Source organism: Streptomyces sp. SolWspMP-5a-2, from assembly GCF_900091845.1.
GTDB classification, from domain to species: Bacteria; Actinomycetota; Actinomycetes; order Streptomycetales; family Streptomycetaceae; genus Streptomyces; species Streptomyces doudnae.
The window spans coordinates 17,017-41,341 of record NZ_FMCI01000147.1; the positions used below are offsets into that span (position 1 = coordinate 17,017).

11 protein-coding genes, 5 pseudogenes and 1 riboswitch are annotated in these 24,325 nt (G+C 69.6%); of the genes and pseudogenes, 7 read left to right on the plus strand and 9 right to left on the minus strand.

Annotated features, from left to right (window positions below; translation table 11 throughout):
* Positions 1 to 159: 159 nt before the first annotated feature.
* The 4 genes from aztD to aztB all read right to left on the minus strand — a co-directional run bounded on the left by aztD (position 160) and on the right by aztB (position 4,515).
* Positions 160 to 1,350, minus strand: coding sequence for a zinc metallochaperone AztD (gene aztD, locus GA0115242_RS14425; protein WP_093828352.1), 1,191 nt, complete (start codon positions 1,348 to 1,350; stop codon positions 160 to 162).
* A gap of 92 nt (positions 1,351 to 1,442) precedes the next feature.
* Positions 1,443 to 2,399 (minus strand): zinc ABC transporter substrate-binding protein AztC, encoded by a 957-nt coding sequence (gene aztC / locus GA0115242_RS14430; RefSeq protein ID WP_093828354.1) that lies wholly within the window; start codon positions 2,397 to 2,399, stop codon positions 1,443 to 1,445.
* Positions 2,396 to 3,631 carry a hypothetical protein gene (locus tag GA0115242_RS14435; RefSeq protein WP_256089431.1) on the minus strand — a complete coding sequence of 412 codons (1,236 nt, stop codon included), beginning with the start codon at positions 3,629 to 3,631 and terminating at the stop codon, positions 2,396 to 2,398. The genes aztC and GA0115242_RS14435 overlap by 4 nt, the downstream gene beginning before the upstream one ends.
* A gap of 11 nt (positions 3,632 to 3,642) precedes the next feature.
* Complete coding sequence (gene aztB / locus GA0115242_RS14440; RefSeq protein ID WP_093828358.1) at positions 3,643 to 4,515, minus strand: zinc ABC transporter permease AztB; 873 nt, start codon at positions 4,513 to 4,515, stop codon at positions 3,643 to 3,645.
* Between the two features lie 14 nt (positions 4,516 to 4,529).
* Here aztB and aztA point away from each other — a divergent pair, with 14 nt between their 5' ends.
* From aztA to GA0115242_RS41580, 5 genes and pseudogenes are all read left to right on the plus strand, one after another.
* Positions 4,530 to 5,258: a zinc ABC transporter ATP-binding protein AztA gene (gene aztA, locus GA0115242_RS14445; RefSeq protein WP_093828360.1), complete on the plus strand. Its 729-nt coding sequence runs from the start codon at positions 4,530 to 4,532 to the stop codon at positions 5,256 to 5,258.
* Between the two features lie 347 nt (positions 5,259 to 5,605).
* Positions 5,606 to 6,022 (plus strand): DUF1761 domain-containing protein, encoded by a 417-nt coding sequence (locus GA0115242_RS14450; RefSeq protein ID WP_093828362.1) that lies wholly within the window; start codon positions 5,606 to 5,608, stop codon positions 6,020 to 6,022.
* 58 nt (positions 6,023 to 6,080) lie between these two features.
* Positions 6,081 to 6,548, plus strand: a complete 468-nt coding sequence (locus GA0115242_RS14455) for a hypothetical protein (protein ID WP_093828364.1) — start codon at positions 6,081 to 6,083, stop codon at positions 6,546 to 6,548.
* Between the two features lie 196 nt (positions 6,549 to 6,744).
* A riboswitch (cobalamin riboswitch) is annotated at positions 6,745 to 6,930 on the plus strand.
* Between the two features lie 180 nt (positions 6,931 to 7,110).
* A complete protein-coding gene (metE, locus tag GA0115242_RS14460) occupies positions 7,111 to 9,426 on the plus strand; it encodes a 5-methyltetrahydropteroyltriglutamate--homocysteine S-methyltransferase (RefSeq protein ID WP_093828366.1) in 2,316 nt (771 codons plus the stop codon).
* A gap of 317 nt (positions 9,427 to 9,743) precedes the next feature.
* Positions 9,744 to 9,878 (plus strand): annotated as a pseudogene (locus tag GA0115242_RS41580) (site-specific integrase); the annotation flags it as partial.
* Here the strand turns inward: GA0115242_RS41580 and GA0115242_RS14475 are convergent.
* Positions 9,875 to 10,147, minus strand: a pseudogene (locus GA0115242_RS14475) (transposase family protein); the annotation flags it as partial. The pseudogenes GA0115242_RS41580 and GA0115242_RS14475 overlap by 4 nt on opposite strands.
* Positions 10,148 to 10,318: 171 nt before the next feature.
* On the opposite strand from GA0115242_RS14475, the pseudogene GA0115242_RS39865 reads away from it, so the two are divergent.
* Positions 10,319 to 10,432 (plus strand): annotated as a pseudogene (locus GA0115242_RS39865) (transposase); the annotation flags it as partial.
* Between the two features lie 12 nt (positions 10,433 to 10,444).
* On the opposite strand, the pseudogene GA0115242_RS14480 reads toward GA0115242_RS39865, so the two are convergent.
* A pseudogene (locus GA0115242_RS14480) lies at positions 10,445 to 11,218 on the minus strand (transposase family protein).
* A 125-nt stretch (positions 11,219 to 11,343) separates the two neighbouring features.
* Between GA0115242_RS14480 and GA0115242_RS14485 the strand changes: the two are divergent.
* Positions 11,344 to 12,362 (plus strand): annotated as a pseudogene (locus tag GA0115242_RS14485) (tyrosine-type recombinase/integrase); the annotation flags it as partial.
* A gap of 155 nt (positions 12,363 to 12,517) precedes the next feature.
* Here GA0115242_RS14485 and GA0115242_RS42465 read toward each other — a convergent pair.
* From GA0115242_RS42465 to GA0115242_RS14495, 3 genes are all read right to left on the minus strand, one after another.
* Positions 12,518 to 13,027: a DUF5958 family protein gene (locus GA0115242_RS42465; protein WP_370672281.1), complete on the minus strand. Its 510-nt coding sequence runs from the start codon at positions 13,025 to 13,027 to the stop codon at positions 12,518 to 12,520.
* Positions 12,909 to 19,721: a polymorphic toxin-type HINT domain-containing protein gene (locus tag GA0115242_RS14490; RefSeq protein ID WP_093828370.1), complete on the minus strand. Its 6,813-nt coding sequence runs from the start codon at positions 19,719 to 19,721 to the stop codon at positions 12,909 to 12,911. The genes GA0115242_RS42465 and GA0115242_RS14490 overlap by 119 nt, the downstream gene beginning before the upstream one ends.
* Before the next feature lie 137 nt (positions 19,722 to 19,858).
* Entirely contained in the window at positions 19,859 to 24,166 is a 4,308-nt protein-coding gene (locus tag GA0115242_RS14495) for a LamG-like jellyroll fold domain-containing protein (RefSeq protein WP_093828372.1), read from the minus strand.
* Positions 24,167 to 24,325 lie beyond the last annotated feature (159 nt).

Consider the following 24,325-nt stretch of genomic DNA (forward strand, 5'->3'; position numbering starts at 1 on the left):
CACCGGCGGGCCGTCGTCGCACGCCCCGGTGGCCGCCGCCACCGGGTACGGCACACGAGCCGGGCGCTCCTCACCGTGACCGCGGTCGGTCACGGCGCCTGCGGACCGGGCGTCCGGCCGCCGCACCGGCGGGGGTGCCGGTGCGGCGGCCGGAGGCGCTCAGTGGCCCGCGACCGTTCCGGAGAGCTCGTTGGTGCTCTTCGGCAGGGTCACCGAGGCCACCTTCTCGCCCGACCGCAGGTCGAACGCGTGCAGCGCGCGCTTCGCGGGTTCGGAGACGTACGCCGTGTGCGCGCGCACGAAGAGGGCGGGCCTGGGCTGCTGCCAGTCCAGCGGCTCCTGCCAGGCGGCCACCGCGCTGATCTTCTCGCGCACCGTGCCCGTCGCCGGGTCCAGGACGCGCAGGACGCCGTCGGTGCCGAGCACCAGCGCCTCGCCCTCGGGGCCGCGGCCCAGCGAGCGGAAGGAGTAGCTGGCGCCGAGGTCGACCAGCCGCAGCTTCGCCTTCTCCGTGTCGATCAGCGAGACCCGGGTCGGCCGCTCCAACTCGGCCTCCTTGTCGGTCTTGTAGTCGCCGAGGAGCACCGGGGACGCGTCGCTGCCCGCCTGGTTGCCGATGCGCCCGTAGTCGTCGGGGGCGTCGACCTTGGTGAACTTCCCGTCCCGGTAGAGGAGTACGCCGTTCTCGCAGCCGACGGCGATCGCCTCCCCCTCGGCGGCGGCCTCGCCGTGCACGCCGGGGCAGTTCTCGGCCCGGTCGATCTCCCGTCCGTCCTTGTCCAGGACGAGGGCGCCGGTGCGCTTCTCCTCGGTGCCGAGGGTGGACAGGAGCCTGCCGTCGGCCAGTTCGAGCGCGACGCCGTGGTGCGGCTCGGCCGAGGTGTAGGTGCGGCTGTCGGGCTTGCGGTCGCCGTCGAGAGCGTCCGGGTCGAAGACGGTGACCTTGCCGGTGCCGTCGGAGAAGAGGGTGGTGCGGCCGGCGTGCCGGACGACGTGGCCGGGCTTGGCACCCGGGAACTCGACGCCGGTGAAGGTCTGCCGGGTGGCGTCCATGATCTTGAAGCCGCTGTCGGTGGAGACGACGACGTGCTCGTCGTCTCCGGCCGGGTTGACGCGGTTGAAGCCGGACAGCTCGACGGTCTTGCGGAGCTTGAGGGTGTCGCCGTCGAGGACGTAGAGGCCGCCGTCGAAGGAGGCGACCACGGGGTCGGCGACGGGGGCGGGCGTGGCCTTCGCGGGCCGCGCGTCGGACGCGGCCTCGGTCTCCGCGCCGCAGGCGGTCAGCGCGACGGTCGCGGCCAGGGCCAGCGCCGCCGCCGTGAGGTTCCTGCCGCGTATCGACTGGTTCATCCGGGTGTCTTCCTCTCCGGCCACGGGGGCGCGGTGTCGGGGTGGGTGGGGTGGTCGGCGGCCCGGGTCGCGGGTCCGCCGGGGAGATCCGTTCAGCCGCCGGTCAGGCCGTCGGCGATGGCGCCGGTGTTGGCGCGCATCATGTCCAGGTAGGTGGGGGCTCCCCCGCCGCTGCCGGTCAGGGACTCCGAGTAGAGGGCGACGATCCGCACCCGGCCGCCCGTCTCCTGGCGCAGCACCTCGCTGAGCCGGGTGGGCCGGGAGGAGTCGGCGAACACGGTCCGCACGTGCGCCCGTTCCATGGCGAGCACGAGGGAGCGCAGGTCGGAGGAGCTGGGCGAGGCCAGGGTGGTGCCGCTGGGGATGACCGCGCCGATGACCCGCAGTCCGAAGCGGTCGGCGAGGTAGCCGAAGACGTGGTGGTTGGTGACCAGGGAGCGCCGGTCCTCGGGGATCGCCGCGAAGGACTTCTCCATCCAGGCGGTGAGGTCGCGCAGGCGGGCGTCGTAGCGCTCGGCGTTCTTCCGCACGGTCCGCTCGTCCACGCCGTCGACGTGCTCGACGACCTGGTCGGCGATCAGGCCGACGGCCGTGCGCATCCGGTCGGGGTCGGTCCAGAAGTGCGGGTCGGGCCGCCCGGCCTCCGCCGCCGGGTCGCCCTCGCCGCCGGTGCCGAAGGTCAGGGGGTCGACGGCCCGGCCGGTCTCGAAGACGGGCACGCCGGACTCGCGGGCGGCCGTCACGTGCCGCAGCACGTTCTCCTCCAGGCCGAGCCCGTTGTAGACGACCAGGTCGGCGCGTTCCAGTTCGGCCGCCTGGACGGCCGAGACGCCGAAGGAGTGCGGGTCGGCGTCGGCCTTCATGAGGACGCTCACCTCGGCCTCGTCGCCGACGATCTCGCGGGTGACGTCACCGAGGATGTTGGTGGTCACCACGATCCGGGCCGGTGCGTCGCCGCGCGCGCAGCCGGAGACCGTGCCGAGGGAGACGAGGCTGATCACGGTCAGGACCAGCGCGCGTATCCGCGCCGTCCGCGCCCGCGCGCTCATCGGCCGGTCTCCACCATCAGGGAGGGCCGCAGATCGAGGTCGAAGGTCCGGGCGACCCGCAGGTCGTCCAGGTAGTCGATCTCGTGCACGCGTCTGCCCTCGGCGTCGTTGAGGTAGGCGCGGCTGCGGTCGATCTCGATGACGGGGGCCGCCCCGCCCGGTCCGCCGGGCTCCTTCACCAGCCGTGCGGTGACGGCGAGTTCACGGCCGTCGGCGCTGTCGTAGGAGTGCAGGGCGCCGTCCGACTCCAGGACGAGCAGCGGGGAGCCCTCGCCCGCGGTGTTGACGGCGACGACGGGCCCGGTCGGTATCCGCTTCCAGGTGCGGGCGGTGACGTCGAGGGTCCAGACGGCGTCCTTCCCGGCGGGGGCGGTGAGGGTGGTGCTGCCGGGCCGGTGGCGGAACGCGGCGGCCCGCTGCGCGCGGGGCACGTCCCGCCCGTAGGGGATGCGCTCGGCGGTGAACCGGCCGTCGTCCTCCCGGACGAGGAGCGCGCCGTCGGCGCATCCGAGCACGACGCCCCGCCGGGTGACCGCCTCGCCCCTCGGGTCCTCGCAGACGGCGCCGGGTGACGCGACGGGCCTGCCCGCGCGGTCGAGCACGACGACCGCCGGACGGTCCGTGTCCCCGCCCGGGTCCGCCTCGACGGCGACGAGGTGTTCCGCGTAGGGCACCACGGCCCCGGCGTAGGTGCCGGTGAGCGCGGTGGGGGTGCCGGTGCGGCCCGCGTCGAGGTCGGCCCTGCGCAGGACGCGCGCCCTGCCGTCCGCCCCGGTCACGACGGTCACGCCCGCGTCGCCGTGCACCCGGGCGCCGGTGCCGCCCGCGAGGTCGCCGACCGTGCGGGTCTTCGTCCGGTAGTAGTGGACGTGGTCGCCGTGGTCGACCGTCCAGGCGCCGGTGTCGACGACCCTGGTCCCGGTGCTACCGGGCAGGTAGCCGAACCGGCCGTCGGTGGCGATGCCGTCGATGCCCCCGGCCTTCCCTGAGGCGACGACCTTCCCGGTGATCAGGTCGAGGACCCGGGTGGCGCCGCTGCCGGCGTCGCCGAGCAGCAGCCGGGACTGCTGCTCGGGAGCCTCCTCGGCGCCTTCGACATAGCCGTGCGGGACGGGCGAGGAGGAGGCCGGGGCCGCGGACGGGGTGTCGTCCGGGCCCGCGCAGCCGGTGTTCAGCAGGACGGCGGTCAGCAGGACCGGCGTCCAGACGAGGACGGTGGGTCGGACGGGCACGGGATTTCGCCTCATCGGGTCTCGATCGGTCGGAGGGCGGGCTCGGGGACGTCGGCACGGCCGGAACGGCGCCGGTGGCGGACGGCCGAGGCCAGGTGGGAGAGGAAGAAGAAGCAGACCGCGAGGGCGGCGACGGTCGCCCCGGCCGCGGTGCCCAGGTGCCAGGACAGCAGCAGCCCGCCGAACACGGCGCCCGCGCCGAGCAGCGCGGCGAGGGCCATCACCCCGCGCACCCCACGCGCCCAGGGCAGGGCGGCGGCGGGCGGTGCGATGAGCAGGCCGAGGACCAGCAGGGTCCCCACGATGTGGAAGGACGCGACGATGGCGAGCGCCAGCAGCCCGAGCAGCACCGCGTGGGCCAGGCGCGGGCGCAGTCCGAGCGTGCGGGCCTTGCGGGGGTCGAACGCCAGGGCGAGGAAGGCCCGGTGGCCGAGGAGCGACACCAGGAGCGCCAGCAGCAGCGCCGCGCCGAGCAGCACCAGGTCGTCCTCACGGACGGCGAGGACGTCGCCGAAGAGGAAGCCGGTCAGGTCGACGGCGAAGGACTGCGACCGCGAGACGATGATCACGCCGAGCGACAGCATGCCGACGAAGAGCAGACCGATGCCGGTGTCCCGGGAGAGCCGCGGGGCGCGGCCGAGGGCGGTGACGCCCGCCGTCATGACCGCCGCGCTCACCAGGGCCCCGACCAGCAGGTTCCCGCCGAGCAGCGCCGCCACCGCGACCCCGGGCAGCAGCCCGTGGGACATGGCGTCGCCGAGGAAAGCCATCCCCCTGAGCACCACCCAGGTGCCCGCCAGGGCACAGATCGCAGACACCAGAAACCCGCCCCACAAGGCCCTTTGCACAAAGGTCACCTCAAAGGGGTCCGTCAACCACTCCATACGCTGACCCTACAATGACAATCATGTTCAACAAACACCCCGTCGGTCCGTCCGACGGCGACGACGACGGCGTCCGCGTCCGGTTCACCGGCCTGGAGGCGGGCTACTCCGGAACCCCGGTCCTGCGTCAACTCACCGCTGACATACCGGCGTTGACGATGACTGCGCTCGTCGGACCGAACGGCAGCGGCAAGTCCACGCTGCTCGGCGTGCTCGCCGGTGTGATCACGGCCACGGCGGGACAGCTCCGGCACATCGGCGGCCGCCCCCCGGCGTTCGTGCCGCAGCGCACGACCGTCGGCGACGAACTCCCGCTGACGGTGCGGCAGACCGTCGAGATGGGACGGTGGCAGGAGCGGGGCCCGTGGCGGCGGCTGACCCGGCACGACCGGAACGTGGTGGACGCGGCCATGGAACGGCTGGCCGTGTCCGACCTGGCCGGGCGGCAACTGGGCGAGCTGTCGGGCGGGCAACGTCAACGCGCCCTGATGGCACAGGGGATCGCCCAGGGTTCGGACCTGCTGCTCCTGGACGAGCCGACGACAGGGCTCGACCCGGAGGCCAGGGCGGGCATCGCGGCCCTGCTCACCGAACTGGTCGCCGACGGCACGACCGTCGTGCAGGCCACCCACGACCTGGAGGCGGCCCGCGCGGCACACACCTGCCTGCTCCTGCGCGAGGGCCGCCTCACCGCCCGCGGCACACCGGACGAGGTGCTCGACGCGGGTGGGGTTCCTTGGTGAGAGGGGGTGCAGCGGCCGGGGTGGGTGAGTGGGCCCATGGCCGGGCGGGGCCCGGGGTGCGGGAGGGGCCCGGGGTGCGGGAGGGGCCCGGGGTGCGGGAGGGGCGGAGTAGGTGAGCGAGAAGTGGCCGGGCCGGGAGCCCGGGATACGGGAGGGGCGGAGTAGATGAGCGAGACGTGGCCGGGCGGGGGCCCGGGGGTCGGCGGGCCGAGGCGGGTGGACGGCGGGTGGCTGCTCGACGGGGGCTGTCGGAGGGCGAGCGGTAGCGGACACAACCTGTCCTCCACCCCGTCGAGACTCCTTCTGTCAGCGGCCGCAGGGGCCGCTCGCCTGCAAGGGGTCTTCGCGTGTTCTCCGTCCTCGCCGACATCAACTGGGCCGCCCTCGCGATCGCGGCGGTCGCGTCGTTCCTGATCGCCGGAGTGTGGTTCGCCGTCGTGATCGCCAAGCCGTACGCCGTCGCCCTCGGGCGGGAGGGCGCGCAGCCGCCCGCGCCGACGCCCGTCACGGTGGCCGGACCGCTGCTGTGCACCCTGGTGACCGTGCTGACCAGCGCCGTTCTCATCGAGGCGCTCGACATCACCGGCATCGGCGACGCCGTCGTCTTCGGGCTCCTCGTCGGGGTCGGCTACCTGGGCGCGATGACGTTCCAGATCGCCATCAACCCGAACTTCCCGCGCCCGCTCTACTACGGCGTCCTCAACGCGCCGTACTTCGTGACGACCAGCGTGCTCGGCTCCGTCGTGCTGGTCGCGATGCGGTAGCCGCGGACCGGCCGCGACGGCTGATTCGGAAACGGCCGACGGGGGAACTCGGCCGGGCATGATCGAGAGCATCGTGCGTGGTGGCATGGCCGGCGCGGCCGGCACGACCGTACTGAACGCGGTGACCTACGCCGACATGGCCTGGCGGGGAAGACCCTCGAGCGAGGCCCCGGCACAGGTCGTGGAGCGGATCGCCCAGGACATCGGGTACCCGGTGCCCGACCCGAAGGGCGACCTGGACAACCGGCTCTCCGGGCTGGGCGCCCTGTCGGGCATCGTCGTCGGCTGCGGCACCGGGGCGGCCGTCTCGGCGCTGCGCCGGGCCGGGGTGCGGATGCCGTGGTGGCTGGGCGGCCTGGCCACCGGGCTCCTCGCGATGACCGCGACCGACCTGCCGATGGCCCGGCTCGGGGTGAGCGACCCGACCACCTGGTCGCCGAAGGACTGGACGTCGGACGTGGTGCCGCACCTGCTGTACGGGCTGGTGACGTACGGCATCGTCACGGCGGCGGAGCGCGAGGACTGACGCGCGTCGGCGGAACCTCGGAGGGCCGCACCGGTGTGACGCCGGGCTGACCTGGGCCGATGTCGGTCAGGCGGGCCCGCTGCTTCCCGGCCGTCCCGGGGCCCATGCCCCCTCCCGGCGTGGGTCTCCTCACCATCCGCATCGTGGACGGCACGCACCGCGCGCGTCGGCGGGCGTCTAGGCTGGTCCGCGCAGCTGGTTCGCCCCGTCCGCCAGGCGGGATGCGTCGCAAGAGGGAACCCGGTGGGAATCCGGGACTGCCCCGCAGCGGTGAGCGGGAACGACCGCCGTCATACGCACTGGGCCCGGCCGGGTCTGGGAAGCGACGGCCAGTAGGTGCCCTCCTCCGGGAGGACGTGCCCGCGAGTCCGAAGACCTGCCACTGCCCGTGCGCGACGACTCGCGCGCGGACATTCCGGTGACCTCGTGGGCGGGTCGGCGAGCAGGACCGAACGGACGACAGCGCTGTGCCGCGCGACGTCGGGGCCGTCCGGTCGGCCACCCTTCGCGTCCGCGATCCCTCACCGGGATCTCAGGGATTCGTCTCGCGAAGGAGATCTCCGTGACCACCAAGCCCGCAGCCGCGGCAGCACGGGCCACCGTGTACGGCTACCCCCGTCAGGGGCAGGACCGGCAGCTCAAGAAGGCCGTCGAGGGGTACTGGAAGGGCCGCGTCGACGCCGACGCCCTCCGGACCACCGCCGCCGACCTGCGCCGTACGAACTGGAACCAGCTGGCCGAGGCCGGCGTCGACGAGGTGCCCACGGGCGACTTCTCGTACTACGACCACGTCCTGGACACCACCGTCATGGTCGGCGCGATCCCCGAACGGCACCGGGACGCCGTCGCCGCCGATCCGCTGGACGGCTACTTCGCGATGGCGCGCGGCACCCAGGAGGTCGCGCCGCTGGAGATGACCAAGTGGTTCGACACCAACTACCACTACCTGGTGCCGGAGTTGGGCCCCGAGACGGAGTTCGCCGCCGACCCGGCGAAGCAGGTGGCCGAGTTGAAGGAGGCGCTGGCGCTGGGTCTGACGGCCCGTCCGGTGCTGGTCGGCCCCGTCACCTACCTGCTGCTGGCCAAGCCCGCGCCCGGGGTGGCCGCCGACTTCGAGCCGCTCACCCTGCTCGACCGGCTGCTGCCGGTGTACGCCCAGGTCCTCGCCGAGCTGCGGGCTGCGGGCGCCGAGTGGGTGCAGCTCGACGAGCCCGCCCTGGTCCAGGACCGCACCCCGGCCGAGCTGAACGCCGCCACGCGCGCCTACCGTGACCTCGGCGGCCTCACCGACCGGCCGAAGCTGCTGGTGGCGTCGTACTTCGACCGGCTCGGCGACGCGCTGCCCGTCCTCGCCAAGGCGCCCGTCGAGGGGCTCGCGCTGGACTTCACGGAGGCCGCCGCGGCCAACCTGGACGCGCTCGCCGCCGTCGGCGGACTGCCCGGCAAGCGGCTGGTCGCCGGTGTCGTCAACGGCCGCAACATCTGGGTCAACGACCTCGGCGCGTCCCTGTCCACCCTCGGCACGCTGCTGGGTCTGGCGGACCGGGTCGACGTCGCCGCGTCCTGCTCGCTGCTGCACGTGCCGCTGGACGCCGCGGTGGAGCGGGACATCGAGCCGCAGATCCTGCGCTGGCTGGCCTTCGCCCGGCAGAAGACCGCCGAGATCGTCACCCTCGCGAAGGGGCTGCGGCACGGCACGGACGCCGTCTCCGCCGAACTCGCCGCGAACCGGGCGGACCTGGCGTCCCGCGCGTCGTCGCCGATCACGCGGGACCCGGCGGTGCGGGCGCGGGCCGCGGCCGTCACCGACAGCGACGCGCGCCGCTCGCAGCCCTACGCCGAGCGGACGGCCGCGCAGCGCGCCCACCTCGGGCTGCCGCTGCTGCCGACGACGACCATCGGATCGTTCCCGCAGACCGGTGAACTGCGCACCGCGCGGGCCGCGTTGCGCGCGGGCCGGATCGACACGGCGGGGTACGAGGAGCGGATCAGGGCGGAGATCCAGGAGGTCGTCTCCTTCCAGGAGAAGACCGGCATCGACGTCCTGGTGCACGGCGAGCCCGAACGCAACGACATGGTCCAGTACTTCGCGGAGCAGCTCACCGGCTACCTCGCCACCCGGCACGGCTGGGTGCAGTCCTACGGCACGCGCTACGTGCGCCCGCCGGTGCTGGCCGGGGACATCTCGCGTCCCGAGCCGATGACGGTGCGGTGGACGACGTACGCCCAGTCCCTGACGGACCGTCCGGTCAAGGGCATGCTGACCGGGCCGGTGACGATGCTGGCCTGGTCGTTCGTCCGCGACGACCAGCCGCTGGGCGAGACGGCCCGCCAGGTCGCCCTCGCCCTGCGCGACGAGGTGAACGACCTGGAGGCGGCGGGCACGTCGGTCATCCAGGTCGACGAACCGGCGCTGCGCGAGACGCTGCCGCTGCGCGAGGCCGACCGGGCCGGGTACCTGGCGTGGGCGACGGAGGCGTTCCGGCTGACCACCGCGGGGGTGCGTCCGGACACGCAGATCCACACGCACATGTGCTACGCGGAGTTCGGGGACATCGTCCAGGCGATCGACGACCTGGACGCGGACGTCATCAGCCTGGAGGCGGCCCGCTCGCACATGCAGGTGGCCCGCGAACTGGCGGCGCACGGCTATCCGCGTGAGGCGGGACCGGGCGTGTACGACATCCACTCCCCCCGGGTGCCGAGCACCCAGGAGGCGGCCCAGCTCCTGCGCACGGGCCTGGAGGCGATCCCCGCGGAACGCCTCTGGGTGAACCCGGACTGCGGCCTGAAGACCCGCGGCTGGCCGGAGACGAGGGCGTCCCTGGAGAACCTGGTCACGGCGGCGAGGACGGTACGGGCGGAACTCCCGTCGTAGCCCGGCAGCACCGGGGGCGGGCCCGGAGCCTCACCGCTCCGGCCCCGCCCCCGGGCCGTCGTTCCCGGACTACCGGCGCACGAGGCGGGGTGCGCGGTGGAACCGCTGGAGGCCAACCCCCTGGCCCTCCAGCCAGCCGACGAAAGGCGCGACCTCCGACAGCGCGGATCCGATCGCCTGCAGCCCCAGGGCGAAGTGTTCAGCCAAGGCGGAGAGCATGGGAAGCAGCTCACCCCACGTGATGGTCTCGTACTCCGGCCCGGGAACCCACGTGGTCCGCGACACGCACTGAACTCTCACGAGATCCCCTAGCGTTCGATCCCACCGACCTCACACGTCCTTCCCGCCACCTCCTCGAAGGCGCCGGATTTCGAGTGATCCGCTTCCATGCCCTCCGGCACTCGACCGCCACCCTCCTCCTGGAGCGAGGCATCGACCTCGTCGTGATCAAGACCTCGTCCACGTACCGCCAGGCGGTGGCCTGCGATATCCCGAAACCGGCTCCGAGCTGCGCGAACGTCTCGTTCTTACGCAGATGGACCAGCGCCAGCAGTGCCTGCTTAAAGCAGCCGAGCTTGCGCCAGCGGGTGTTAAGGGTCCGGCGTTGCTCCTACAGCAGCCAGGCGACATGCTCAACAAGCTCATGCGGGACGTCGAGCGTGGCAGGATACAGAACCAACAGGACCCCTTCGGTCGCCGGTGTGATGAGTGGAATCACCACGCCAACGACGAGGGGCCCTGCCTAGTCACCACCACCGCCGACCAGCCCATTTCACCCTCCAGCACAGGATGAAAGAGGCTCACTGACATCCGGGATCTTCGGTGGGCGTCCCTCTCTGGGCGTCAGGCCGGTTCAATCTATGTCGAGTACGCCAACGGGCGCATGGGCCATGTGGCCATCCGGGATAGCGCCAACCGGCCGATTTACGTGGCCCTGGCCGTCACCACCGAAGGCCAGAGGGAGATCCTCGGGTTGTGGGCCGGGGACGGCGGCGCGGGTGCCAAACACTGAGCGTTTTCAGCGTTGCTTCTCCAGGGTGAGGACTGCTTTGGTGATGCCGCTCATGCGGCTGGGGCTGACGCAGGATCTGCGGAAGATCTGCTAGGACTTCAGCCGTGCCATGCCTCGTTCGACGGGTGCCCGGGCCGCGGACAAGGCCCGGTTCACGGTTCGCGCGGTGAGGGTGAGTTCACCGCCTGGCGGGCGGCGCTTGGCTGTGGTGACCCACTCGCCCGCGCCGATGTAGGCCATGTTGGAGAGGATCGGAACGCCCTGGCGCGCGCAGATCCGGGGGATCTTGTGGGTGCGGGCGGCCGTCAGATCGTGGGTCCGGCCCGGCAGTGCCGGCGACAGCCACAGAATCCCGCCGGCCGGGTCCGTGACGACCTGCACGTTCACCCCGTGCCGCTTGTGTTTCGAGGAGTAGTCGGCCTTGCCGTCGCCGACGCGGTCGCACTCTGCGAGCGTGCCGTCCAGGAGCACGAAGTCCGGGTCGGGCGCGCGGAGCGTCTTCAGCAGGCCCGGCGCCTGCTCGGCGAGCAGACCGGTGACCGCGGCGACGTAAGCATGGGTGGTGCCGACGGATATGTCGCATGCCGCGGCGATCCTCGTGAGGATGTCGTGGCGGCGCAGGTACACGAGTGCGACCAGCGCACGGCGGTGCGGCGGTGCGGCGGTGCGGCGGTGCGGCGGGAGTTTGCAATGCCGGTCACCGTCACGGGTGACGATGAGTATCGTGACCCACTCGACCAGAGCGTGGGGCAGGTCGAGTGCGACAGAATACGGAACCAACAGGGCTCCTTTGCTGCTGAGTTGAGACGTCGACCACCTCTCGCAACGGCACAGGAGCCCTGTCCGTTGCGCACCCCGGTTCGCGTCACCGCCGTCACCCGATCAGTGGCCACCTTGAAAACGCTCACTGGCAGAATGGCGTCGCTGTCCACCGGCTTCGGGAGAACACCCACGTCCGATACGCCGCCTGCGTCCGTCTCCACCTTATGCCCGGCCTTGGCACCAAGAAGGTCGCACGGCTGACCGCCAAAGACGTACGTACCTTCCTCGACCGCCTGCGCACCACTTGCCAGTGCTGCACCCAAGGGTTGGAAGCGGAACGGAAGAGCTGCTGCACCGTCGGCGAGTCCTGCCAGAAGCGGCTGTCACCTTTGACCGTGACCTACGTGCACTCGGTGCTTAAGTCGGCGCTGGAACACCCGTCCGCGAAGACGAGTTGCCCCGCATCGTCGCCCGGAACGTCAAGACCACTGCGCACCGGCCCAGGCGCTTCCGACCGCTTATCGCAACGGAGGCCCGCCAGTTCCTCGACGCTGCCCGCGCCGATCGGCTGCACGCTCTGTACGAACTCGCCCTGCGTACCGGCCTCCGCAAAGGCGAACTCCTCAGCCTCCACTGGGAGGACCTTTTCCTCAACGCAGGAACGGCCGCCATCCGCCACTACCTCCAGCGCACCCGAACCGGCGGCCTCACCCACCTGCCCACCAAGACCCGGGCATCTGAACGCCGCATCGCCCTCCCCACTGAATGCCTCCAATCCCTCAAGGAGCGGCATAACAGGCAGCGGGGACAGGCCGGTTCGGCCTGGAGCGACAGCGGCCTCGTCTTCACCACGCCCACCGGCGGACCTCTCGACCCGGCCAACCTCAACCGCCGCTTCCGCGGCTTCCTCGCCCGGGCTGGGCTCCGACGCATCCGCTTCCACGGCCTCCGCCACTTAACCGCCACGTTGCTCCTGGAGCAAGGCGTCGACCTCGTGGTGATCAAAGAACACCTCGGCCACGCCCGCATCGGCGTCACCGCCGGCGTCTACGCCCACGTCCGACTCCGCCTCCAACGCCAAGCTATCGACCCCCTCAACGACGCACTCGGCACGGGCAACGACGACCGAGAAGACCCGCCCTCCGCGGCAAGCGTCCACTGACGTTGCCGTCACCGTTGCCGTCAAACGACCAGGAGCCCCCACCAAGCACGTGCCTGGTGGGGGCTCCCATTTTGTACGCCGACCCGAATTCAGGTAGTCGTAGTGACCGGTACTTGATGGCGCTATTGAGAGGCCACAAGGCCCGTCGATCACTCCTATGTCAAGTTATGCCAAGCGTGGCTGCAACTTCCTCGACACTCCAGCTCTCTCCGCCGCGTATCCGCCACGACGAAAGTGGAAAGGAGGACGCGGAATGCCTTCGCGTACTCAGCTTGAGGAAGGTTAATGATTTTTCCCATTTGCTGGAGTAGCGGTTCCCTGGCGATCAGAACAGCGGGATTCGCTGTCGGCTTCACTCCGGATCGCAAAACGCCCTCTCGGCCGTCCTCCGCCGTTGCGTGGGCCTGCATGGAGTAGCGAACCACTTCATGCAGCACCGCCTTTTGCTCGACCTGCTCCAGGGAAGAGAACCAGCTCACCCCCTGCTCCAAGCCAAGGAGACCCTGGGCAACCTCGTTGATGATTCGCTCCGACGCTTTCAATTGATCACCGGCTCCGGGGCTCGAATATGACATAGGGCTTACTCGGGTCCAATTCTGCGTAGTCTGGCCGACTTGGATTGTAGTTCTGCCAGAAGTCGCGCCCTCGACCACTTCCTTCGCCATCCCCGGTCCCCCTTGGCAGGGAGCTCTGCTGACTATGCCGAGACCTCGACGGGCCAGACAAAATGTAATCCCAGTCTGATGCCGAGTTAGCACTTCCGTTCGCGCGGCTTCCAACTACAATGACCGGCTGCCCGGCCTTATCGGCGGCATTTTGAATACGCCGTGCATCGTTCGGGCTAATCCCGGCTTGTGATGCAGTTCTGAACCCCGGCCCACACAGGCCGTTCGAATTGTGCACGAGGACCGGAGTCTCACCCGCCAGCACATAGTACATGTGCACCCCCTCGACAGTGAGGTTGTACGTCCGTGCGCTCGCCGTGTACTGCCTCGTTGCCGTGATCTTGACGCCGGCGCCGTCGTCGGTGCGCAGGGTCATGCCCGGTTCGAGGTCGCCCGCGGCTACCCAGTCCTGCTTCGAGATGACCCAGAACGGATGCTCGTAGGTGGCCGTGAGGTGCTTCCCACCGTCCGGCGTCGCGATCGTCAGGTCGGTGAACTTCTTGTCACTGTCCGTGATGATAGTGGCAGTGACTTCACGTTCGCTCGTCTCACCTGTTCTCGGATCGGTCGCGAGGACCTTTTCTCCGACCTTGATGTCCTCGATGTTCTTGGTCTGACCGTCCGCCATGAGGACGCCGGTGCCTGCGAGGAAGCACTGGCATGCCTTTGCGAGCTTCTCGAGTTTCTCGATCTTACCGAACTTGAACAGCTTGAAGATCTTGAAGAATGGTACGTCCGCAGCGAGCCAGCCGCATTCCGAGGTCAAGCCACCGACGCACTGCTCTGCAAGCTTGTAGTCGAAGACGAAGAACTGGAAGAGTTCCTTGCCGTGCGTGATGAGGTGGTTTTCACCCTCGTCCGGAACCCCGCGGACAACTCCGTTCTTTCCTACCGTGACCCTAGACGTGGATTTCTTTACGCCGTTCGTGTACTCGGTCGTGGTGAAGACGGTGCTGCCGTCGTTCCGGCTGCTATGGCTGACCTTCGAATAGTTGTGGTCGTATCCACCGGTCTTCTTGTTCTGGCTGAAGGTTTCCTTCGTACCGTCGCTGCAGCGACCGCTCGTTCCGCAGAGGAGGCTGATGGGACGCAGCCCCGTGGGGTCCGAGAAGCTGAGCGGGCTGTTGTTGCTGTAGGTGTACCCGTTGATCTGCTGCGGATCGGTGAGATCCATGACCGGATCGACGCTGAGGAAGCGGCCCGTGGTGGAGTCGTACTCACGAGCCCCGAGGTGGGTCAAGCCCGTGCTGTCGGTCTCGTCCGTGCCACCCACGAACCCCTTGGTCCCGGGCCAGGCACCGCCGGTCGCACCCCTGTTGCCTCCGAACGGCAGCGTGCGGCGCTGCGACATGGTCAGATCGGCCACTCCGATCGCGAGCTGCCCCGTGCCGAGCTGATCCGCGATGGTGACGGCGACCTTGCCGTCGTCGGTCTGTACCGCTTGGTTACCGCTGCCGAGATCGATGTAGCGGGTGGCCTTCGCCTTGGTCGCGCCCTTGGTCAGGACGAGTTCGGTGTGCCCGAGGTAGAGGGTGGTCTCCTCCGGTCCGCGGGTCATGAGCCGCTCGCCGTCAGCGCCGTACAGGTAGCGGGTGACCTCGTCCGCCTTGCCCGCGACCGGCTGAGTGACCCCGGTCAGGTGCCCCTCGGCGTCCCAGTCCAGCTTCTGGGTGTCCCCGGAGATGGTTCGTGTCTTGGTGTTCCCCGTGGCGTCATAGGTGTAGCTCGTCTTCACCGTGCCCGTGGGACCGGTCCGGATCGACTCCTTCAGCGTGTGCGGCTGCGTCGAGGAGACCGGATAGGCGTAGTCGAGGCGGGTGTCCTTGCTCGTCTGACCTGTCAGGTCATGAAGAGTCTCGGTCTGGCGGTTGCCGGTCTTGTCGTAGGTGTACGAGGTCCAGTAGGGCGCCGGGCCGCCGACGTCCGTGGCCGACGCGGTGCTCTGGCAGGTGGGGTCGCCCTCGGTCCACGCCTCGGTGAGCCGTCGCAGGTAGTCGTAGGCGAAGCACTGGTTGTCGGTTCCTGTGCGGGACACGTCCGACACGGACAGGACGTTGCCGGCCTGGTCGTAGCGGTAGGTGTTGGAGCGGTCGACACCCGCGACGTCCTGACGGTCGACACGCGAGGTGGCGAGCCGTTGGGTGCCCCACTCGAAGGTGTTGGTGACCTGTGTCTTCTTCGCGCCGGAGGCGGTTGAGGCATAGGTGTACGACAGCGGCTTGCCGGTGAGGGAGTAACTGGTGTCGGCCTTGAAGCCGTCCCCCAGGAGCGAGACGGGCCGGAGAGTGTCGTCGTAGCTGTAGGAGTAGGAACCGCCGGGCAGAGAGCCTGCCGCCGAGTAGGAGACTCCGGCGACGACACCGGAGGGCTTGTAGCTGGTGCCCGTCTGGTAAGTACCGGCCAGTCCCTTGTTCTCGGCGGTGTCCGGGATGGTGACCGAGGTACGCAGAGCACGGTAGAGCTGGTCGTACTGGGTGACCTTGCTGGTGTACTCGGCGCCGTCGACGTACCGGGTCGCGGAGGCCAACTGGCCCTGGGCCTTGTCCACCGTGTCATAGGTCCAGGCGGCCCGCAGCTTTCCCGTGGCGTTGTCGTCACGCAGTTGGGTGGGGCGGCCGAGCTGATCGTAGGAGTGGTGGAGAACGGCACCGTTGGCGTCACTGGTGGTGGTGACGAGCCCGCGATCGTCGTAGCGGGTGTCCGTCACCCCCTTGTCCGGATCAACACTGCGGATCTGGCGGCCCAGCAGGTCGTACTCGTAGCTCCACACGTTGCCCGCCTGATCGGTGACCTTCTTCAGGTTTCCGTCGAGGCTGTGGGTGTAGGTGGTGGTGTCGTAGGCCGCCGAAGCGCTGCGGGTGTGGTGCTGACGCAGTTCGGTGACCCGGCCGCGCACGTCGGTCAGAGTGGTGGTCGCGGTGCCGCCCTCGGGCGGGATGACCGTGGTCCGGTCACCGCCGTAGACGCTCTGCGTTATCCCCAGGACGGTGCCACCGTCTCCGTTCCCGGCGATGTCTCTGGTCTCGGTCTCGCGTCCGAGCCCGTCGTAGCTGTGCCGGGTCTGGGTCTCGACTCCCAGGGCGTCCTGCGGTGCCAGGAGTTCGCGGCTGGGGGCCACCGCGGTGTAGTAAGGGGCGAACGTCTTGGCGACCTGGCCGCGCTCGTCGTAGAAGGTGTCGGTCACGAGGACGCCGCCGGCGGGCCCCACGTCCTGAGTCTGCCGCGTGCGCAGTTGACCGTCGTAGAGCACCCAGGAGGGAACCTGGGCACCGTTGTTGTTGAGGGTCAGGGTGCGTACGGCCACCGGCTTGTCGTCGCTGATGAAGTAGTCGAAGTCATAGGACGGAAGCTGCCCGGTCTTGCGGTCGGCGAGCCAGATCTTGTCGCTGCGGCCGAGGGCGTCGAAGGTGAAGGTCGTGACCTTGCCGTTGGTGTCCTTTTCGGTTGTGTGCTGACCGCGCAGCGGCTCGAGAGTGGTCGTGGACGTCTGCGCACTCGCCGCGTCCGAGGCGTTGGCAGGCGGACCCGTGGTGGTGACCGTGGTCGGGAACCCGCTGCCCGGACTGTAGACCGTGCTGGTGGTGACGCCGTCCTTGCGCGCGGTGCGTACCGGGACGCCGCCCTCGGTCGCCCTGACGTCGGCGGTCAGGTCCGTGCTGGTCGACATCCTGCCGTAGGAGTCGTACGTGGTGCCGGACTCCAGGTAGGTGGCAGTGGTGCCGTCGTGCTTGCTGATCCTCGCCGTTGCCGTCGCGTCGCCCTTGGTGGGGGCCGCCTCGTAGGCGCCGCCGTCGTAGGCCGTGCGCTCGTCGGAGAGGACGTCCTTGGTGCGGTCCGGGGTGTCCGAGCAGTCACCTGACACGGTCTCCGTGCGGGAGAGCAGGCCGAGGATGTTGGCGTCGGTGTTGGTCGCGTAGGTGTTCCGGGTGCAGGTGTTGTCGGCGACGCCTGCCTCGCCGTAGTCGCCCACCCTGATGAGGCGGCCCGCCACGGTGTCGTACGTCATGGCCTGCGACGCCACGCGCCACTTGGCTCCTGCCCCGTTGTCGAGCGAGGTCAGCGTGCGCGTCTCGGCGACTCCCGTGAAGTTCGAGGTGACCGTGCCCCAGGAACGTTCCCGTCTGCCGGTCTCGTGGTGCCAGGGCCGCTTGACGGTCTTCTCCAGGACCTTGCCTCCCGGCGCGGAGTAGGTCTCGGTCCTGTAGGCGAACCCGGCCGCCGATTCGTGGTCAGTGATCGGCTCGCCCTCGTCAGCTCCGAGGGAGATGCTGACGGACTTGCTGCCTCCCGCCGCGTTCTTGCGGTCACCGTCCATGCCACGCAGGAAGTAGCTGTCCTCCTGCGTCTTGAGAGCGGTGCCGCCGCCCTGGCCCCCGGACTTGACCCTTACGTGGCCGTACCCGCGCCACTGTGACCAGGTCTTGTTCTTCTCCTTGACGAGGCCGTTGTCGTCGTCGTAGTGCCAGGCCGCTCCGTCCAGGTACTCGTAGGCGGTGACACCGTCGGGGGCGTGGCCGGTGCGGTCCGTCGAGGTCACAGAGGTGACGACGTACTTGTTGAACCAGTGCAGTTCCGGATCTTGCGTGTCCGAGCCTCCTACCAACTGCGGGAAACAGCGGCTGGTGTTGGTCTCGGGCGTCGGCGGACTGGAGGCCGCGCAGGCGGGCGCCGAGTACGTGACGTCCGTCTGGCCGCCGTGTTCGTCGGCGATGCTGGACAAACGTGCCTTGACGAACGGCGCGTATCCGTCGCCGATCTTGTCCAGCCTGTTCTCCAACTGGGTGTAGGCCAGTGTGGTCTTCGGCAGGGTGATCGGGGTCGCGGCGGCGTGGCCCGTCTGCTGGACGGAATCCAGGAGCAGTTGGTAGTCGATGTCCGCCTTACCCCAACGGTGGCTCAGCGCCCAGGAGTCGACGGTGCTGTAGCTGCCGGCGTTGAGGACCTGAGTGGTGATGCCGGTGAGCCGCTTGCGAGTCCAGAACGTCGGGGAGAGGCGCGAGCGGTCACAGTCGGTGGCCGCGTTGCAGTTCATGTCCCAGGGCGTGTCGTACCAGTAGGGGGCGTCCTTGGTGATGGACGAGCAGTCAGTGGCGCCGTCCGCGATGCACCGCTCCGAACTGGTGAAGCCGACCTTCGCCAGGGCCTTGGTGCCGTACATCGACGAGGACTTCAGTCCGTACTCGATGCGGTCGAGGTAACCACCGCGGGTGTAGCGGGTGTTGTCGGAGGCCTTGAGGTTGCGACCGTAGGAGTTGTCCTCGGTGTTGTAGTAGTAGGCGACGGCGTTGCTGTGGGTGTCCACCGAGTAGTCGAGGTTCCAGCGCCACGCCTGCTGGCACCAGGAGGCGGCGAAGGTGCTGGCGTGGCAGGGCTCGTCGGCGTCGTTGCCGTAGACAGGGACGCTCCAGGTGGAGTCCGTGGTCTCCTTGCCCTCGGTCCAGCCGGGCAGCCGGTTGTAGCCGAAGTAGTAGCGGTTGCCCAGAGGATCGGTGACCCGCCAGTACTCCCCGTCGGCGTCGGAGCTTCCGCGGTTGCTGGACTTGAGGCGGTCGATGCGTGTGCCGTCGTCCTGCTTGAGCCGGAACTCGTCCTTGGCCACCTGGACCAGTTCGCCGCTCTTGCCGTTGAGGCTTATGTAGGCGTTGTCGTAGCCCCAGCACAGGTCGCCCGGCTTGTTCACACCGTCGTCGGCCTTCTGACCGTCGTCGGCGCACGGCTTGTACCGGCGTTCGATGTAGCCGGACCACAGGTCGAATCCGTCACCGGCCCACGAGGACTGGTTGTTGCTGTTGCCGGTCCGGCCGTCGATCGCCCCGGAGGAGTAGGACAGGCTGACGGCGGGCGAGAACTCCCCCGGCACGTTGGGCACCGGAAAGCTGTACGACCAGGTGAAGTCACCGCTGTTGAGGTTGGTGTCCCAGGTCGACGACGCGGCCAGCGGCGTCGCCTTGAAGTCACCGGTCTTGCCGGTGTCGTCGGCGACCGCGGCGAGCACCGTCGGGGCCCCGGCCCGTACCTTCACGGACGACGCGGTGAGCGTCTTGGCCTCGGTGTCGTTGGAGGTCGGGACGGGGGTCGCGGTGCGGCACCTCGGCACGGTGGGTGAGTCGAGCACGCAAGGGGGCAGCGAGACAAGCGTGAGGCGGGACGCGTAAGCCCCTCCGAACGATTGAGCGAACGAGGCGTAGTCGACGGTGGCCCCCACCACACCCGCGGCGGCGGGTTCCTGCGCCTCCAGCGTGACCAGCAGCCCGTCGACACCCGCTCTGCGCGCCGTCTCCCGGCTCAGCACGCGTGCCTCGACATGGCCGCCGGTGGCGGACCGCACCCGCTTCGCCGGAGTGTTCAGCTTCAGGGGCAGCCCGTCGGCCTGCACCGGAGCGCCGGCCCTGGCTTCGGGCTCATCGAGCCGCACCACGGCCGAGGCCGTCTCGGGCCACGCGGCCGCGGGAGCCGTCTGCGGTGTCCGCGGGGTCCTCGTCACCCTGCGCGGCTCGGCCTTGATTCCGGTATCGACAGCTACTGGTCGATCCGGGTCGACCGCCGCGGGAAGGCTTGGGTCCGCGGCACCCGCCACGGGTGCTGACACGAACGTCACTGCCTGCAACAGCGTGGCGATCAGGGCCGTCGACACACCGAGGGCGACTCTGCGTCGCCGGACGACGGCACGGCGCGATCGCGATTTGCCGTACATGCTCATTCCTCTTCACCGGGCGCCCGGTCCGAAGACGTGGGCACGGATCTCTTACGGAAGGGGTGGCGCGGGCGTGGCCACGGGCGAGGTGTGCGGCACCGGTTCCGACCCGTGCCGCACATCTCTGCTGCCCGTGGTCAGCCGCCCGGGATCTCGGTCGGCAGGCCGAACCAGCTGGCGGCCAGTTTCTCCACCTGTGTATCGGTCAGAGCGCCCTGGAAGGTCCACACATCGTCGACCAGGCCAGGGAAATACGAGCCCGCGCCGGTGCCGATGCCGGTGCGGCCGATCTGGAGCGAGGTGGCCTTGAACGCCAGGGCGTTCTCGGCCCACGGCACCAGATCGGTGCAGGCGTCGTTGTCGCCGGCGCCGTCCCCGTCGGCGTCCGGGCACGCCACCTCGGCCAGGCCTCCGTTGACGTAGAGACGCACCTGCTTGGCGAAGCCGTCGTAGACCAGGGCCAGGTGGTTCCAGTCACGTGCGTCGTAGAAATCCCCGTTGTCGACCCGCACCACCTCGGCGTCGGTGGCGTCCTCGTCGGCCACGGTCAACTGCCAGCGTCCGGGCGTGTTCTCGGGGTCCTTGAGGTTGGGGACGAACCGCACCGTGAAGGCACTCCGTGTGCCCCCCTCGGCGCTGGTCAGCGCGACGGCGCCGTCCGGCATCGCAGCGGCCTGTGCCCAGGCGGTCATCGTGAAGCTGCCCGAGGTGTCCACGGGGACGGAGGCCGCGGAGGCGTAGCCGGTGACACCGTCGAGTTCCATGGCGCCGGAGCCGATGACACCCGAGTCCGACGGGCGCGCACCCGTCCTCATCGTCAGCGCGTTCGCCGTCCCGGCGGCGTCGGGAACCGTGACCGGAGCGGTGCCGACGGTCTGCTCGAACGTCCAGCGGCTCTTGACCAGTGGGCGCTGCCGGAACAGTTGCACCACCTCGTCCGCGGAGACCGAGCGATCGAAGAGGCGCACGTCGTCGATCTGTCCGGGGAAGAAGGACGAAGGCTTTCCGTCGTAACTGCCGGCGCCGATCTGCACCGCGCCGCCCGCGTACCAGTTGGCCTTCAGCGCCGTCGATCCGGCCTCGACACCGTTGACGTAGAGGACCAGCTTGTCGACGACCGGGTCGTGCACGCCCACCAGGTGGGTCCAGGTGTCGCCGAACGCTGTCACGCCCTCGGCCTGCATGGCGCGGATCGGCGTCGCGTCCGTGGCGTCGGCGGAGTACTGGTTGACGGCCCAGCGGTCGTACGCGCTGGAGTAGTACAGCTCGAGACCCGGCTTGTGGGTACCCGCCTGGGTGACGGCGATGGCCGCGTGATCGGGCTTCGTCTTCGGCAGTTTCACCCAGGCGGAGACGGCGAAGCTGGTCTGGTTGTTGAGCAGGGGCCGTCCGGTCGTGGCGTAGTCATCGGTGCCGTCCAGGCTGAGCGCGGTGCCTGCCACGCCCGCCGCCCCGAACGAGGGGCCGCCCGAGAGCGTGGCGTCCGGTACCTGAGCGGCGCCCGTGATCGTCGTGGTGGGGCGCCCCGTGGTGTCGGCGACCGGATCGTCCAGAGTGAAGATCGCGCGTGCCGGACGACCCGAGGCGATCCGGTTCTTGCCGTAGAGCTCGGTCACCTCGGACGCGGAGACCGGCTTGTCGAAGACCTGCACCTCGTCGATGGCCCCGGGGAAGAACGATCCGGGGACACCGCCGTAGGAACCTGCGCCCAGTTGCAGACCCCGTCGCGCGTCCCAGGGCGAGTCGTAGGTGGCCGAGCCCGCCAACTGCCCGTTCACATAGAGCTTCAGATCCTTGCTGGTCGCGCTGAACGTGCCCACCAGATGAGTCCAGACACCCGCCTTGGCGCCGCCTGCCGAAGGCTGCATCGCCCTGACCAGCCCGGCGCCGGCGGTGTCCGAGGTGTACTGGTTGAACGCCCAGCGGTCGTAGGTGTTCGAGTAGTACAGCTCGAAGCCGGGTGCGTGGTTTCCGGGCTGGGCCGCGATGATCGCGGCGTGTCCGGGGACGGTCGAGAGCTTCGCCCACGCCGACACCGAGAAGCCGGTGGAGGTGTCGACGGTGGGGATGTCGGTCACGGCGTAGTCGTCGACCCCGTCGAAGGAGACTGCGGTTCCCTTGGCACCCGCCACTCCTGGTTGCGCGCCGCCCTTCAACTCGGCGGTGCGTTCAGGGGTCGATCCTTTCGCCGACGTGGCCCCGGCGGCGTCGTCGAGCTGCCAGGTCGCCCGCTCGGGCTGGCCGCCCTTGACCCGGAACTCGTAGGTCCGGATCTCGCTGCCGTTGCCCGCCTTGTCGAACGCCTGAGCGGTGACGTGGTTGACCCCTGCCGTGGCGGGCAGCACGGCGGCGGTCCTGGCCGCACCCGCGCTCGTGCCGAGGGTGTTCTTCGAGATGGGATCTTCGTTGACACCGAACCGGTACTGGGTCACATCGCTGTCAGCGGCCTTGATGGCGAACGACCCGTACTTGCCGACGCCGTCGAACCACGGGTCGTCCGGGTTCCCGGGGTCGGAGGCCGGATACTCCCCCGACGTGATGGTCGGGGCCTTCGGCACCGTCCTGTCGTAGACGAAGTAGCACGCCGTGGGGTCGCCCGCCGACGACCAGGGCGAGTACTGGGCTCCGTCGTAGCTGCGGGCCTGCCAGTAGATCTGCTTGTTCTCCGGGAGTGTGGAAGGCAGGCTGATCTGGAAGCTCGAGCCAGACTTCTTGAACGGGGTCACGGCCGGCATCCAACGGGCGATGACTCCCTTGCCGTCTCCCGCGTCCCAACTGGCCTGGAAGTGCACAGCGACGTTGTCGGTGTCCGGGTCGGTGACATTGGTGGCCTGCACCGTGCCCAGACTGCGCACCCGCGCGGCGGCCGACGGGTTCTTGCACATGCCGCCGTACTCCATGGTGAGCTGCGACATCTTGATCTGCGGCGGCGGCCGGTTGTATTTGACCCGCAGATACGCCTTGTCCGAGAAGCGCTTCCAGCCGTAGGCGTCCGACTCGCTCCCCGCCCGGAGCCCGAACGTCATCGTGGAGTCCCTGCCGTCGGCAGCCGCCTGCACCGCGGCCTTCACGTTGAACTCGGCGTCCTTGGCGGCGCATCCCGAGTAGCCGTACGCAAACGACTGCGACGCCAACTGCTTGGTCCAGAAACCGGAGGCGTTCTGGCTGTTCCAAGTCGTCGACGAGGAGATCGCCTTGGTCTGCCACAACTCGACCGAGCGCGCCGAGCACGAGGCGGACCAGGTGTTGCGCACCACGAACTCGGCGGACAGGACCGACTTCCCGGCGAATGCCGACACGGGGACACGGTAGAAGAGGCGCTTGGTGTCCGAGGGGTTGCAGTACGACCAGTTGCAGTAGCCGAGCCCGGCGTCCGCGTCGCCGTTGAACTTCCACTGCGGCGACGACGCCCAGTACTTGGACGCCATCGTCCACGCCGACGCGCGCGGCGAGTACCACTGCGGGTCGATGTAGACGGGGTACGTGGTGTCGTCGCCCTTCAGCACGTCGGCGTCCGGTGTCAGCACCAGTTCCTCCTGGCCGGCCGGCACTTCCACCCGGACCGGTGCCAGTTTCCCGGATTCGGCCGCCCCCGGCTCGCCGTTCCCGCCGGACTGCGCCGACGCGCTCGTCCCCGTGGCTGACGCCGACCGCGACCGGACCGACCCGGACGAGGACTCGCCGGGGCTGGAGTCCCACATCATCGGCTTGGGCGCCTCGAACACCGCGCCCTTGGCGCCCGCGTCGAGCGCCCGCAGACCGCCCTCGTCCGTCTCCTGGACGTCGAGGCCGTCGGCGGAGAGCTTCAGGCGCAGCTCCGCCAGTTCCGGACTCGCCGCCGCCTGCGCTGACTTGACGACGAGGAGTTGGCTGAACCCGTCCGGCTGCGCCGTCATCCGCAGGTCGACGTCCGGCAGGACCGAGGGATACGTCGCCACCGCTCCCTCCAGGCGCGGCTGAGGCAGCCGCGCGGGCCAGGAGAGGCTGAGCTCCCGCCCGGCACGGTGGATCCGCACCAGAGGCGCGGTGCCACCACCGCCGGAGAACTCCACGCCGATCGTCGACGCCTTCGCGGCGACCATGCCCTCGCCGCTCTCCACCAGGTCGGTGTCGACGCGTGCCCAGCCGCCTGCCTGCCGGGTCCAGACCGGGCGGAGGTACTCGCGCGCCTCCAAGTCACCTTCAGGGGTCGCGAAGACCTCACGGCTCTCGCCGCGCGCGGACGACACCTCGACCGGCTCCCCGGTCCGCTTCGCCTCGGCCAGCGCCTCGGCCTCGGACCGGCCTGCGGTCTCCGTCGCCGGTTGCGCGCCACGTGGCGCACTGGTCTCTTCGGCGACAGCCCTCTCCGTCAGATCGGGAACGATCCCGAAGGTCAGCGCCACCCCCAGCAGTGCCGCAACAGCTCTGCCTCTGCCCCGCGTTCGGGCCCACATCCCCGTCATACCCCACTCACATTGCCCACACATAAGACTGGGATAACTAACACGATCGGAGAACGCCAGGTCAATCACCAGTAAACGGACATTAAAGAGTCAAGCCGTAGAAGACAGTGTGATCATCAAGACGTTTAGCGATGGTTGCATGATGAATATTCATGATTT

What these genes read in the sequence shown, in the direction of transcription:
- aztD (WP_093828352.1), bottom strand. Translation starts at nt 1,350, where the DNA reads ATGAACCAGTCGATACGCGGCAGGAACCTCACGGCGGCGGCGCTGGCC.
- aztC (WP_093828354.1), bottom strand. Translation starts at nt 2,399, where the DNA reads ATGAGCGCGCGGGCGCGGACGGCGCGGATACGCGCGCTGGTCCTGACC.
- aztB (WP_093828358.1), bottom strand. Translation starts at nt 4,515, where the DNA reads ATGGAGTGGTTGACGGACCCCTTTGAGGTGACCTTTGTGCAAAGGGCC.
- aztA (WP_093828360.1), top strand. Translation starts at nt 4,530, where the DNA reads ATGACAATCATGTTCAACAAACACCCCGTCGGTCCGTCCGACGGCGAC.
- GA0115242_RS14455 (WP_093828364.1), top strand. Translation starts at nt 6,081, where the DNA reads ATGATCGAGAGCATCGTGCGTGGTGGCATGGCCGGCGCGGCCGGCACG.
- GA0115242_RS42465 (WP_370672281.1), bottom strand. Translation starts at nt 13,027, where the DNA reads ATGGCGAAGGAAGTGGTCGAGGGCGCGACTTCTGGCAGAACTACAATC.
- GA0115242_RS14490 (WP_093828370.1), bottom strand. Translation starts at nt 19,721, where the DNA reads ATGTACGGCAAATCGCGATCGCGCCGTGCCGTCGTCCGGCGACGCAGA.
- GA0115242_RS14495 (WP_093828372.1), bottom strand. Translation starts at nt 24,166, where the DNA reads ATGACGGGGATGTGGGCCCGAACGCGGGGCAGAGGCAGAGCTGTTGCG.